The organism is Azospirillum sp. RU38E, from assembly GCF_900188385.1.
Taxonomy (GTDB): Bacteria; Pseudomonadota; Alphaproteobacteria; order Azospirillales; family Azospirillaceae; genus Niveispirillum.
Window position 1 is genome coordinate 99,914 of record NZ_FZOI01000002.1, and the last position, 13,912, is coordinate 113,825.

The following is a 13,912-nucleotide window of genomic DNA, read 5'->3' on the forward strand; positions in this document are numbered from 1 at the left end:
AAGATGGCTGGCGAGAACGGCAAGATCATCGCGGCCCCGCCTGTTCCCGACCCGGTGCAGTGGCATGAGGGGATGCTGCTGCAGCCCCACCATTTCCAGCAATCCTGGCTGCGCCAGGATGCTTTGCTCCAATTCCATCTGTCCCGAATCGCCCCTTTCGCCCATGGGGTGGTGCGGATGGAGCTGGATCGCGGGGCTTTGTCGGCCGGGCGTCTGCGCCTGCTGGCGGTGGAGGCAGTGCTGCCCGATGGGCTGCTGATCCGGCATGATGGCGCTGATGATCGGCTGGAAATGGACCTGCCGCCGCTGAAGGACCGGCTGTCCAGCCCGCAGCGGGTGCATCTGGTGCTGCCGAAATACCAGCCCGGTTCGGCCCGGCCCGATGATGATCTGGCCCGCTGGCGTTCCCGCCCTGGGGAGAGCGCGGTGGATGAGAATACCGGCAGCCATGCCGAACCGATTCCCCGGCTGCGCCCGGCCCTGCGCCTGCGGCTGGAGGATGACCTGCCCCCCGGCATGGTGTCACTGCCCCTGCTGGAGATCGAGTTCAAGAATCAGACCTTCCAGCTGACCGATTATGAGGCACCCAGCGCCGTGCTGTCGCCGACCAGCGCCCTGTTCCGGGAGGGTCGGGCGCTGGTCGCCAAGCTGCGGGAAAAGGCCAGCTATGTGGCGGAAGCCCAGGGTGGGGAGCTGGATCGGGCAGAGGCCCGCCAGACCGTGCTTTGTCTGGTGGCGGGCCTGCCCTTGCTGGAGGGGTTGCTGGGGCTGCCGGCCCTGCACCCGTTGGAACTGTACAAGGCCCTGCTGAATGTCATGGGCCATGTCTCCATCCTGCGCTCCAGTCTGGTGCCGCCGCTGACCGAACCCTATGACCATCTGGACCCGCGCGGCTGCATCGGCCGGCTGCTGGCAGCGGTCGACCTGGTGCTGGATCATGTCGCCCAGGCCTTTGCCGCCATGACATTTGAGCCGGTGCAGCATGGTTTCCGCCACCGGATTGAGGAAAGCTGGCTGACCGGCGAACTGATTGTCGGTCTGCGGCTGAAGCCGGGCCAGAAGGCTGACGATGCCGCCGACTGGATGGAGGCGGCTTTGATCGCCACGGAAAAACGGCTGGACGAGCTGGGTGTCTATCGCCTGCGCGGGGCCAGCCGCCGGGCCTTGTCGACGGAGGAGGCGAGCGCCTTCGCCGCCAGCCGCGATGTCATGCTCTATGCCGTCGCCTGCGATGATTTTGTTGCCGCTGGCGAACCCCTCTTCATCGTCAATCCGCTGGATCGCGCCGGGCTGCGGCGCCCGGCCGATATTCTGCTGTTCATCCCCAACGGGCCGGGCACATGATGAACCGCATGATGCTGAACCGGACCGAGGAGAGGCGGCCGCCCCCGGCGGGTGGCCCCACCCTGTTGGACCAGTTCCGCGTTTTTCATGCTGAACTCTCGGGCGTGCGTGACGCCCTGGCGCTGAGTGACCGGCTGGCCGGGGAAGGCCAGCCGGGGCCGCAGCCGGCTGATCTGGCGGTGCGCATCAATCGCCGCCTGCACCGGGTGCTGGATGGTCAGGCGGCCAGCGCCCAGCGCGGTGGCGGCAGCTTTGCCGCCATGCATTACCGCGAGGCGCAATATCTGATGGCCGCCCTGGCCGATGAGATCCTGTTGCAGGAGAAGGAGTGGCAGGGGCGGGAATATTGGATGGATAATCTGCTGGAACTCTCCCTGTTCGGCAGCCGCGTGGCGGGCGAGCGGGTGTTCCAGAATTTGGATCGTCTGCTGGCCGACCCGATGCCCGATCCGGAAATGCTGGCGCTTTATCTCTGCGTTCTGTCGCTGGGTTTCCGGGGGCGGTATTGGCGCCCGCAGGATAACCAGCAGCTGCGCCATTATCGGGCGGTGCTGTCCGAACGGCTGGAAGATGCGCGGGGGGAGGGGCGTCGGCAGGAACCCGCCACATTGCCCCGGCTCTGCCCCACCGCCTATACGGCCACGGTGGCGCGGGATGTGGCGGTGAAGCTGCCGCATCTGCGCCCCTATATTGTCGGCTTTGGGGTGTTGCTGGCGCTTTATACATTGCTGGCGCATGGCCTGTGGATGGAACGGACGGCCCGGCTGGATGCGCTGACCGTGCCGGAGCCGGTGACGACACAACCGGTCAAGACCGCCCCCACGCAGGCGGTTTCTCCCAGCCCGGCCGCGGGGGCGCGCTGATGGCGGGCTGGCTGATCGCACATGCCGGATGGGTGGCGGCGGGCCTGTTGCTAGTGGCCTTGCTGGTGCTGGCACTGATGCTGCTGGCCCTGCAACGCAGCCTGCGTGAGGCGCGGCGGCTGGTCCAGCAGCAGCCTTTGCTGGAGCCGGGGGCGGTTGACGGGGCGCTGGTCAATGGCGGGTCGGCCCAGCCCACCATGCTGGCTTTCCGCACCAGCTTGAAACGTCTGGCCGATCAGGCGGGGGTGCGCTCCCCCTACACGCTGCCCTGGGTGCTGCTGCTGGGTGATCGGGGGGCGGGGAAAACGACGCTGGCCCGTGCCGCCGCCATGCCAAGGCTGTTGCCGGAAAGCGATACCCCGGCTGGGGAAGATGCCACGCTGCATTGCTATGAAAATGGCATCCTGATTGATGCGGCCGGCCGCGCAGCGCTCAGCCCCGATGGCCGGCCGGCGGTCAATGATCAATGGCGCCGGCTGATGCGCGCCCTGCAATGGTACCGGCCGCAGCGCGGGCTGGACGGGGTGATCCTGGCCATTTCCGCCAGCGATCTGATGGGGGCGCAGGCCCTGGGCACGGAAATGCTGGCCATCAAGGGCGATGCCTTTCAGGCCCAATTATGGGATCTGCAGCGCCGGGTGGGCTTGCGCCTGCCGATCTATGTCGTGGTCACCCAGTGCGACCATATTCCGGGTTTTGCCGCCTTTTGGCAGGCCGCTCCGGCAGGTGGCACCGGCACCATGTTGGGCTGGGCCACCCCGCGCGCCACCGACCATATGTTCGATGCCGCCGATGTTGATCAGGCCATTGCCGATGTCTCGGCCGCCCTGTGGAACCATTATGTCGATGCGGCGGCCGGCCTGGACAATCCGGCTGATCCCGATGGCATGTTCCGGTTCCCCGGGGAGTTCCCGGTTCTGGCCGCCCCGCTGAAGACCTTCCTGTCGCGGGCCCTGCGGGCGGCGGCTTTCCAGGAAACCCATTTCCTGCGGGGTATCTGGTTCACCGGGGCATCTGAGCCCTTGGAAGCGGGCGACCTGCTGGCGGTGCCGGCGGCGGGGGGCAGCCCGCTTTCCAACGCCTTGACGGCGCTGCGGCCGGGTACGCCCGGTCTGGTCACCACGGCCGGGAGCCATGCTGCGATTGCCAGCGCCGCCCCCCGCCTGCTGTTCGTCACCGATCTGCTGGCTGAAAAGGTATTTGCAGAGAAGGGGTTGGCTCAGCCGGCCCGCACCGGGCTGGTCGCCCGGACCCGCACCAGCCTGATCGCCCAGTCGGCCTTGGTGGGCACAACCCTGGTTCTGGCGGTGGGGCTGTTCATCGCTGACCAGTGGCTGCAACGCACCGTGGCAGAGGTGGAGCCGCCCTTGGCCCTGATCCGTCAGGAACTGGCCCAGCAGGCGCATGGGGGTGATAATGCCTTCCGCAGCGAAGCGGCCCACCGCCTGTTGACCGATTTTGAGGCCATCGGCCGTTCCTGGCTGATCTTCCCCTTCATCCCCTCTTCCTGGGATGGCCGCACCGATGCCGCCGTCTCCCGCAGTTTCGGCCAGGGATTGGATCATCTGGTGCTGAAGGCGCTGCGGGCGGAGCTGGAGCGTCGTTACACCTTGCTGCGTGATGCGCCGCCCATCGCCCCTCTGTCAGAGAATAATAACCACCATCTGTCGGGTGCGCCGGATGTGGAGGCGATGGCCGCCTATCTGCGCAAGGTGGAGGGGCTGGACCGGCTGGCGGCGGAATATGCCGCTGCCAACAAGGGATCGGTGGAGAAGCTGGCCAATTTGTCCAACAGCCTGTTCGGCACCCGGCTGGATGGCAATTTTGCCCATAATGCCGGTCTTTATCTGCGCGGTCTGCATCAGGTACATATCCCGCCACTGTCGCCCGACCATGCCCGGCAGGTGAAATCCACCCTGGGCGTCATGGCGGAGGGGTTGACCCGCCGCATCGGCTCGGAAGGGGACATTGTTGAACGCGTGCGCCGGCTGGCCGACGCGGTGGCCGATGTCAAGCAGCCGCGCAAAGGCCAGGATATTGGCCAGCGGATGCAGGATCTGGCTGCCAGTCTGGTTGATGTGCGGCGGATGCTGGACGATCCCGGCCTGCTGTGGCTGGCCAGCGACGATATCACCACCAGCCCCGCCATTACCGATCTGATGGCCATGATGGCTACGGATTCCGTGGGGGCGGAGGTGCGCAACCAGTTTGCCGCCGGCATCCGGGATGCCCATAAGGCCCTGGTAAGGCAGTTGCTGGAATTTTCCGATGGGGATGGCGAACGCATTCTGGTGCGCTCCGGCAGCGGTGCCGGCTTCCGCCTCAATGATCATCTCCATGCCCTGTCGGACCATTTCCAGCCTGCCCTGAACCGACCCTTCATGCGCGAACATCCGCGTGTCTCCCTGTCCATGCCGCTGGCGGCCGGGTCAGGACAGGTGATGAGCTGGGATCCGCTGGCCCTGGCGGAGGTGCTGAAGACCTATCGCAGCTATGAGGAGTTCCGCGCCGTCGACCTGCCGCGCATTCCCGCCGATTTCCAGAGTGCGGTGGACCGGATGGGGCGGCAGCGTCTGGAAGACAGTCTGCGCAACCATCTGGTCGCCGCCCAGAAGATCGACCGCAGCAGCGAGCGCTTCCAGGATTTCGGGGAGTCGGCCCTGACGGCAGAGGTGACCGATCTGCGCCAAGTCTCCGAACAGCTGATCGCCATCCTGTCCGTCCTGTCGCAGAACCGGCTGGATGATCTGCATGACGAGTTGCGCCGGGTCATGCGTGCCCATGCCGGGGGCCTGCTGACGGAACTGGACGAGCTGACCACCATGGAGAGCTTTTACGAGCCGGTGGACGGGTTCGCCAACTGGGATGGGCATGGCAGTGCTGCGGAGGCCGGTTTTTATGCCGCCGACGATGTTGCCATGGCCCAGTATCTGGACAATATGCGCGGCCGGCTGGAGCATCTCTGGAATAATCTGGCGGCCCCGCTGGTGGATATGATTAGCCGGAATGAACTGGGCAGCGGCTGGCAGGACGGGGCGACCCTGTTCTATTGGCAATCCATCGGCCAGGGGCTGCAGCGTTATGCCGCCAAGGCACCGGGCAACAGCCTGACAAATCTGGAAAGCCTGCTGCGCGTGGATTTGCCCAAGCTGCGGCTGGATGAATGTGAAGAGAAACTGGCCGGTAGCAGCGGCGGTCCGGGTGACTTCTTCCAGCAGCGGGCTGCTGCGATCCGCGCGGCGCTGCTGGACCGCTGCCGCACCTTGCAGGGGCAGTCGGTGAATACCGATTATGCCGGGCTGGCGGAAACGTTCAACCGCACCCTGGCCGGCCATTACCCCTTTGTCACCGGCAGTGAGCGACTGGATGACGACCTGCCGGAAGCCGATCCGGATGATGTTGTGCGCTTCCTGCGCGATTACGCTGCCAATGGGGAGCGTCTGCGCAAGGCGATGGCCAACCGGGCACAGCGCGACCGGCAACTGGCGCCGGTGGTGGAGTTTCTGGCCCAGATGGATCAGGTGCAGGCCTTCCTGGCCCCCCTGGTGCCGACGCTGGAGGGGGCGGGCATCTACAAGGTGGCGGCGGAATTCCGCGTCAACCGCCCGCGCGAGGTGGAGGCCAACCAGATCATCGAATGGGCCCTGCGCATCGGCGTGCAGGAACTGCAAACCGGTGATGAGGCCGGCAGCATCGGCTGGCGTCCCGGCGATCCGGTCAGCCTGCGCCTGCGCTGGGCCCGCGATGGATCGGTGCTGCCGCAACCGGCCGGCGACCAGCCCTATGTCGATGGGCTGACGGCGACCTTTGCCTATGAGGGGCGGTGGGCGCTGCTGCGTCTGCTGCAAAGCCACCGGGCCAGTTTCCAGGATTTTGGCCAGGGCGGCGACCGCCAGCCGCATACGCTGCGCTTCGATGTGCCGACGGCACCCATGGTGGTGCGTGATCTGCCGGGCGGGCCGCGCCCCGGCCAGCCGACAGGGGAGGCGCGGATTTTCGTCCGCGTGGCGCTCAGTTCCGATACGCCGGCGGCGGAACCTGGCAAGCCGGCGGTGCGCCGCCGGCACGTGCTGCCAACCTTTCCGGCCAAGGCGCCGACGCCGGCCGGCATTCAAGGGGGGGATATGTGATGGTCAGCATCCGCGATGCCAACAGCCTGCTGGATATGGATGCGCTGCTGGCCCCCATTCCCGGTGGCGATCCCAGTGGGGAGGATATCCGCTATGGCGGCGAATATGACCTGATCAAGGAAGCCCGGCGGGAGGAGATCGACTTGCCGCAGGGTGTATGGAAGGCCGACCGCAAGCGGGCCGACTGGGCGGAGGTGATCCGCCTTGCCAGCGCCGTGCTGGCCGACCGCTCCAAGGATCTGCAGGTGGCGGCCTGGCTGTGCGAGGCGATGCTGGCCCGCCATGGGGTGCCGGGACTGATCGCCGGCCTGCTGCTGCCGGCCCATCTGTTGAATGGTTTCGGCCATGATTGCCATCCTCGGCCGGATGAAGATGGCGACCTTTCCCGCCGCGCCCTGATTTTTGAGTGGCTGAATGAACGGCTGGTCGTGCTGCTGCTGACCCTGCAGGTGACCAATCCGCCGGCCGACCGGGAGATGGGGCTGACCTTCGGCGATTTCCTCAACAGCCAGCGCCTGCAGACACTGGCAGGGCGGGAGAGCCGGCCGGCACCGCGCGGCGGCCAGCTGCCGGTGACATTGCAGCTGTTCAACGCCACGGCACGCGCCACGCCCGCCGGCTTTTACCGGGAACTTTATCAGGGGCTGATGGCGGCGCTGGCAGCGCTGGACCAGTTGAAAATTGCCTTGAACGGGGCCCTGGGCGATCAGGCGCCGTCCCTGCATGACCTGTCGCAACGGCTGCATGAAATGGCGCAATGGGTGCTGGTCACCCTGCGCGAACGGGGGGAAGAACCGGCCATGCTGGAGGCGCTGGAACCCGACGCCATGCCGACGGAGGTGCTGAACATGGAAGACGGGGAGGATCGGGCGGCGCCGGCGGCTGCCCCCGCCGCCCTGTCGCCGGCCAGGGGCATTGCCAACCGGCGCGATGCCTATCGCCAATTATCGGAGATTGCGGATTTTCTGGCCAAGACGGAGCCGCACAGCCCCACCCCCTATCTGCTGCACCGCATCGTGCAATGGCGCGACCTGCCGCTGCCGGCCCTGCTGCTGGAACTCAGCCGGGGGCGCCGCGATGTCGCTGCCATTTTTGAGCTTCTCGGCCTGCCTGAAGAAGGGTAAAGCCGGGCGGAAATGGCATACGATTGCGTATGTCATATGGTAATGTAATTTTTAGTTGTTATGTTCCAATCATCTCCCTGAAAGTCGCGGGCGCGGTGTCAACCCGGCCCCTCAACGGAAGGAGCAAATAAATGGCCGACAGTACACAGCAGAAGCTCAGCCGGGTTCGCCCGCCGCGCGTCCAGATCACCTATGATGTTGAAAATGGCGGTACAGTCGATAAGAAGGAACTGCCCTTCATTGTCGGCATCATGGCCGATTTGTCGGGCAAGCCGGCGGCACCGCTGCCGCCGGTGAAGGATCGTAAATTCGTTGAAATCGATAGTGATAATTTCAACGAGGTTCTCTCGGCCGCCACGCCGCGTCTGGCGCTGCGCGTGCCGAACAAGCTGGTGAAGGACAGCGACGAACAGCTGGCGGTGGAACTGACCTTCTCCCACCTGGATGATTTCTCCCCGGTGGAGGTGATGGGGCAGGTGCCAGCGCTGAAGGCGCTGCTGGATGCCCGCAAGCGTCTGCGCGACCTGCTGACCAAGCTGGATGGCAATGATGAGCTGGACAGCCTGCTGAACCAGGTGGTCCGCAACACCGAGGACCAGTCCACCTTGAAAAAGCAGCTGGGCAGCGCCGGTTAAGGCACCCCAGTCCCCCAAAGAAAACGCCATAAGGTGCCCGATCCGGCACCCGACCCATTCCCCGTGAGGCTAAAAAATGGCTGAGACTGAGGAAAACGCGGCTGTTGCCGAGACCGCGTCGGTAACCCTGCTCGACAAGATCATCGTGGAAGGCAAGCTGGCGCGCGATGAAAGCCAGCGCGGCTTTGCCCGCGATTTGGTGGCGGAATTCGTCAATTCCGTGCTGGCCGAGGGTGGCAGCGTCGGCAATGATGTCGTTGCCATGATCAATGACAAGATCGCCCAGATTGACGATCTTCTCTCCGACCAGCTGAACGAAATCCTGCATCATGAGGAATTCCAGAAGCTGGAAGCCGCCTGGCGCGGCCTGGGCTATCTGGTGTTCAACACCGAAACCGGCACCAAGCTGAAGCTGCGCCTGCTGAATATCAGTAAGGCCGACCTGCTGAAGGATCTGGAAAAGGCGGTGGAGTTCGACCAGTCCGCCCTGTTCAAGAAGATCTATGAAGAGGAATATGGCACGTTTGGCGGCCAGCCCTATTCCATGCTGGTGGGCGATTATGAATTCGGTCGCCACCCGGCCGATACCAAGCTGTTGGAACTGATCTCCAACGTGGCGGCGGCGGCCCATGCGCCGTTCATCGCCGGGGCCAGCCCGCGCCTGTTCGATATGGACAGCTTCACCGAGCTGGGGGTGCCGCGCGACCTGTCGAAGATTTTCGAGAGCCTGGAACTGGTGAAGTGGCGGTCCTTCCGCAACAGCGAAGACAGCCGCTATGTCTCCCTGGTGCTGCCACACATGCTGCTGCGCCTGCCCTATGGCCCCAACACGGTGCCGGTGGAAGGCGTTGATTTTGTGGAGGATACGGACGGCCGCGACCACAAGAAATATCTGTGGGGCAATGCCGCCTATGCCCTGGCCCAGCGCATCACCGATGCCTATGCCAAATATGGCTGGACGGCCGCCATCCGCGGCGTGGAAGGCGGCGGCAAGGTCGATGGCCTGCCGACCCACACGTTCCGCACCGATGAAGGCGACGTGGCGCTGAAATGCCCGACGGAGATCGCCATCACCGACCGGCGGGAGAAGGAGCTGAATGACCTGGGCTTCATCTCCCTGGTTCATTGCAAGGGCACGGATTACGCCGCCTTTTTCGGCGGGCAGACCGCCAACAAGCCGCGCCAGTACAATACCGACAGTGCCAATGCCAACAGCCGCATCTCCGCGATGCTGCCCTATGTGCTGAACGCCTCGCGCTTTGCCCACTATATCAAGGTGATCATGCGCGACAAGATCGGCAGCTTCATGACCAAGGAGGAGGTGCAGGGCTTCCTCAATACCTGGATCATGGATTATGTGCTGGGCAAGGATGATGCCGGGCACGAGCTGAAGGCGAAATACCCGCTGCGCGAAGCCCGTGTGGATGTTTATGACGTGCCGGGCAAGCCCGGCTGCTATCGCGCCACCGTGTTCCTGCGCCCGCATTTCCAGCTTGAGGAGCTGACCGCTTCCATCCGTCTGGTGGCGGAACTGCCGGCGGCCCCGGCGGCCTGATCCATGGCCATCACCCGGCCGCTGATCCCGGTGGCCGGGCCTATCCCTGATCGCAGCGCGACCCTTTCAGACGGAGAATTGCCATGGCCGGCAATATGTTCCTGAAGCTCACCACCCCGGATATCAAGGGTGAGTGCACCGACAGTTCGCATAAGGAAGAAATCCAGGTTCTGTCCTGGAGCCATTCCTTCAACCAGCCCACCCCGCCGACCCGCAGCAGTGCCGGTGGCGGCACGGTGGAGCAGGCCAACCATTCCGATTTCAGCTTCACCAAATATATCGACGCCTCCAGCGACGATCTGCTGAAAATGTGCTGGAGCGGCAAGCACATCGCCAAGGGCGTCTTCTGTGCCTACCGTGCCAATGGTGACAATAAGCCGGTGAAATATCTGGAAATCACCATGGAGAAGATCATCGTCTCCAATGTTTCCATCGGTGGCGGCACGGGTGACATCCCGGTTGAAACCATCACGCTGAGCTATGCCATCGTCGAATATAAGTACATTCCGCAGAAGGAAGATGACGGTACGGGCGAAGGTGCCCAGCCGGTCAAGCACGACCTGATCAAGCAGGAAGTGTCGTAATATCAACGGTCATAATTCATGACCGTTGGTACGGCGGCGACTGCCGCCGCGCGGCCCGTGCCGCGTGAAGCCAAGCCAACGGATGTTGGCGCCGGCGATTGAGGGCCTTGATCAGGGCCGATAGGTTCTGATCAAGGCAACAGAGTATAAGGCGCGGCGGGCGGATGGCAGGTCATGCGTGCCCGCCATCCGCCCCCCTGCTGAAGGCCCGGCATGAGCGGACCCAGACTTCTTCCCGGCGCCCCGGTGCCCCTCTTCGATCGGCTGGTTGATGGTATCGCCGATGGCGATGGCAGCGTGCCCTCGCTGGACCGCGACGGGCTGATCCTGTCCATCGCGGCGGAGATATCGTCGCTGCTGAACACCCGCCTGCCGCGCGCCCGCGCGGCCCTGGGGGGCCGTGCCCGCACCGTGCTGGATTATGGCGTGCCCGACCTGTCCGCCTTCCAGCCCTTTGACAATGAACGGGAAACCGAGCTGGTGGGGGAACTGGCGGTGGCGATTGCCGCGTTTGAACCAAGGCTGATCGCGCCAAAGGTCCGGCTGTACCGGCTGGATGGGGCGCGCCGCGCCGCCTTTATGCGCGAATGGTCGGAACGGGCGGCACGGCTGACCCCCAACCAGCAGCTGCGCCGGCTGGGCGGCTGGTTCAGCGTGCTGCCGGAAAGCCATGACCGCCAGTCGCTGCTGGTGGAGATCAGCGGACAGATCCGGCTGGACGGCCGCATTGAACCGGTGGATTTTCCCGTCATCATCCGTGACGGCATGGGAGGCAGCGATGCCGCGTGAGGAGGCCGACGCCTTGTTCGAGGCCTATGAGCGCGAACTGCTCTACCTGCGCAATGAAGGGGCGGAATTCGCCGCCACCTATCCCAAGGTGGCCGGCCGGCTGGATTTCAACGGCCATGAAAGCCGCGACCCGCATACTGAGCGGCTGCTGGAAAGCTTCGCCTTTCTGACGGCGCGCATCCAGCGCACGCTGGATGCCGATTTCCCGCTGATCCCGGCGGCCTTGCTGGAGGCGACATATCCCCAGCTGGTGGCGCCGGTGCCCAGCATGGCAATTGCCCGGTTTGAGGTGGATGCCGGGCAGGCCCGTGCCGCCCTGGGCTTCCAGCTGCCCGACAATATCGCCCTGTTCGCGCAGAGCACGCAGGAAGGCCTGACCTGCCATTTCCGCAGCTGCTATCCGCTCCGGCTCTGGCCGGTGGAGGTGGCGGGGATGGATTTGCAGATGCCCGAACGGTTCCCCACCCTGGCCCGGCTGGGGGCGACGGCGGGGGTGCTGCGCCTGCGGCTGCGGGCCTTGGGCACCCTGACCTTTGCCGAGATGCAGCCGGACAGGCTGCGTTTCTATCTGGATGGGGAGCCGATGCTGGCCGGCATCCTCTATGAATTGCTGCTGAATAATTGCCACAGCGTGGTGCTGAAGGCACCGGGGGATGCGGCCGCCATCACCCGGCTGCCGGCTGATGCGATACGGCCGGTCGGGTTCGCGGAGGATGAGGATGTGTTGCCGTTCCCCGGCCACAGCCATCAGGCCTATCGGCTGATCCGGGAATATTTCTGCTTTCCGCAGAAATTCCAGTTCATCGATGTGGCGGGCCTGTCGGGCTGGCCGGCGGGGCAGGAGGCGGAACTGCTGTTCCTGCTGGACCGGGTGCCCGACCGGGCCGAGCGGCTGGACCGTATCCAGGTGCGCACCAATTGCACCCCCATCATCAACCTGTTTCCGAAAACCAGCGAGCCGGTGCGGCTGGACCAGACCCAGGTGGAATATAAGCTGACACCGGACAGCCGCTGGGAACGGTCGTGCGAGGTGCATTCCATCACCAAACTGTCCAGTGTCAGCAATCCCGGTGATGACAGCCGGCTGGTGCGGCCCTTCTTCTCCTATGACCATAACGCCGCCCGTGCCGGGGCGGATTGTTTCTGGATCGCCCGCCGCCGACCGGCGGTGCGGGCCGATATGCCGGGCAGCGATATCTGGCTGTCGCTGGTGGATTTGAAACTCGATCCCGGCCAGCCGCCTTCCCAGACGCTCTATGCCCATACGCTCTGCACCAGCCGGGGCATGGCGGAACAGCTGGCCCCCGGCACCCTGCTGAATCTGGAGGTGGATGCCCCGGTGGCGCGGGTCAGCTGCCTGAACCGGCCCACCCGGCAGATCGCCGCCCCGCAGCAGGGGGAGACTTTGTGGCAGCTGGTCTCCTCCCTGTCGCTGAACCAGCTCTCCCTGGGTGATGCGACCGCACCGGATGCATCGCTGCGGGCGCTGCGCGAAATCCTGATCCTTTATGGCCATGGCGGCGGGGCAGAGGTGCAGCAGCAGGCGGCGGGGCTTTACAGCCTGTCGGCCCGGCCGCTGGTGCGCCGTATCGGCAGTGAGGCCTGGCGCGGTTTTGTGCGCGGGACGGAGGTGACGCTGACCCTGGATGAAACCCAGTTCATCGGCAGCAGCGCCTTTCTGCTGGCCACTGTGCTGGAGCATTTCCTGGCGCTTTATGCCGGGATCAACAGTTTTACCCAGCTGGTGCTGAAAAGCCGCCAGCGTGATGGAGTGTGGAAGACATGGCCGGCCCGGGTTGGCGCGCGAAACGTTCTCTGATCCGCCAGCTGCTGGCCGATCCCGGCCGGTTCGAGGCGCTCCAGGCGGTCCGCATCCTGGAACTGGATGCTGCGCGCAAGGCGGCGCGCGCCCATGCGCGCGGCTTCGTACCCCCGGCCAGCGGCAATGATGCCGCGGCAGAGGTGATCCGATTTCGGTCATCGCTGGGCGTGGTGCTGCCCGGCGGGCAGGTGCAGGAGATCAAGGAGCAGGCCAGCCCTTCGGGCCGCGTGCGCTATACCCTGCGACAGAGCCTGCTGGGGCTGGCCGGTTCCTTCGGCCCGCTGCCGCAGCCGATCGCGGAATGGGTGAGTGAGCGGGCGCGGGCGGGCGATTTCGCCATGCGTGATTTCCTGGACCTGTTCAACCATCGGCTGGTTTCCATCCAGATGCGGTCCCGCCGGTCGCACCGGCCGGAACTGGCCGGACTGGCGCCATGGGAGACCAATCTGGCGGAATTCGCCGCCGCACTCTGCGGTATCGGCACGCCGGCCCTGAAAGGCCGGCTGCCGGTGGCGGACCGGGGTCTTTACCGGTTCGCCGGCCTGTTGAACCGCCAGCCGGCCAGCCAGCACGGGCTGGAACGGCTGCTGGCGGGGCATTTCGGCCTGCAGGTGCGCATCCATCCCCTGCAGGGCAACTGGATGGCGCTGGAACCGGAGGATCATAGCCGCCTGGGCCGCGCGACTGACAGCACCCGGCTGGGCCGGGGGGCCGTGCTGGGCACGCGGGTGTGGGATCAGGCGGCGGGCATTCTGGTGGAACTGGGGCCGCTGGGCCTGCGCCATTACCTCTCCTTCATGCCGGGCAAGCGGGCCTTGCGGGAATTGCTGGCCCTGGTGGCCTTCCATGCCGGCCCGCAGCTGGAGGTCACGCTGCGCCTGCGCCTGCGGGGCGATCAGGTGCCGAAACTGCACCTGAAACACGCCTCTGGCCGGGCGCTAGGCCGCACCACCCTGCTGGGCGGGCGGTCGCCGGAACGGGAGATGGTGGTGACCATCCGGCCGGGCGAGGGGGGATAAATATGGCTGTTTCAACCTCGATTGCGGGACGATTACCCTGTGCTTTG

The 13,912-nt window shown here is 65.2% G+C and carries 10 protein-coding genes; all 10 read left to right on the top strand.

From position 1 onward, the window contains the following. Positions 1-3 precede the first annotated feature (3 nt). The 10 genes from tssK to tssG all read left to right on the top strand — a co-directional run bounded on the left by tssK (position 4) and on the right by tssG (position 13,865). Entirely contained in the window at positions 4-1,344 is a 1,341-nt protein-coding gene (gene tssK, locus CHB97_RS05725; RefSeq protein WP_089287008.1) for a type VI secretion system baseplate subunit TssK, read from the top strand. Then, positions 1,341-2,207 carry a DotU family type IV/VI secretion system protein gene (locus CHB97_RS05730; protein WP_089287009.1) on the top strand — a complete coding sequence of 289 codons (867 nt, stop codon included), beginning with the start codon at positions 1,341-1,343 and terminating at the stop codon, positions 2,205-2,207. Before tssK ends, CHB97_RS05730 begins: the two co-directional genes overlap by 4 nt. Beyond that, on the top strand, positions 2,207-6,337 hold the full coding sequence (locus CHB97_RS27030) for a type VI secretion system protein (RefSeq protein ID WP_089287010.1): 4,131 nt from the start codon (positions 2,207-2,209) through the stop codon (positions 6,335-6,337). The genes CHB97_RS05730 and CHB97_RS27030 overlap by 1 nt, the downstream gene beginning before the upstream one ends. Next, entirely contained in the window at positions 6,337-7,461 is a 1,125-nt protein-coding gene (tssA, locus tag CHB97_RS05740) for a type VI secretion system protein TssA (protein WP_089287011.1), read from the top strand. The genes CHB97_RS27030 and tssA overlap by 1 nt, the downstream gene beginning before the upstream one ends. Positions 7,462-7,592: 131 nt before the next feature. Continuing rightward, positions 7,593-8,096 (top strand): type VI secretion system contractile sheath small subunit, encoded by a 504-nt coding sequence (gene tssB, locus CHB97_RS05745; RefSeq protein ID WP_089287012.1) that lies wholly within the window; start codon positions 7,593-7,595, stop codon positions 8,094-8,096. Between the two features lie 76 nt (positions 8,097-8,172). Further along, positions 8,173-9,651: a type VI secretion system contractile sheath large subunit gene (tssC, locus tag CHB97_RS05750; RefSeq protein WP_089287013.1), complete on the top strand. Its 1,479-nt coding sequence runs from the start codon at positions 8,173-8,175 to the stop codon at positions 9,649-9,651. A gap of 83 nt (positions 9,652-9,734) precedes the next feature. After that, positions 9,735-10,235: a type VI secretion system tube protein Hcp gene (locus tag CHB97_RS05755; RefSeq protein WP_089287014.1), complete on the top strand. Its 501-nt coding sequence runs from the start codon at positions 9,735-9,737 to the stop codon at positions 10,233-10,235. A 213-nt stretch (positions 10,236-10,448) separates the two neighbouring features. After that, positions 10,449-11,024 carry a type VI secretion system baseplate subunit TssE gene (locus CHB97_RS05760; protein ID WP_089287015.1) on the top strand — a complete coding sequence of 192 codons (576 nt, stop codon included), beginning with the start codon at positions 10,449-10,451 and terminating at the stop codon, positions 11,022-11,024. Then, positions 11,014-12,843, top strand: coding sequence for a type VI secretion system baseplate subunit TssF (gene tssF, locus CHB97_RS05765; protein ID WP_160105599.1), 1,830 nt, complete (start codon positions 11,014-11,016; stop codon positions 12,841-12,843). Before CHB97_RS05760 ends, tssF begins: the two co-directional genes overlap by 11 nt. After that, positions 12,807-13,865: a type VI secretion system baseplate subunit TssG gene (gene tssG / locus CHB97_RS05770; protein ID WP_089287017.1), complete on the top strand. Its 1,059-nt coding sequence runs from the start codon at positions 12,807-12,809 to the stop codon at positions 13,863-13,865. Before tssF ends, tssG begins: the two co-directional genes overlap by 37 nt. Positions 13,866-13,912: the final 47 nt, after the last annotated feature.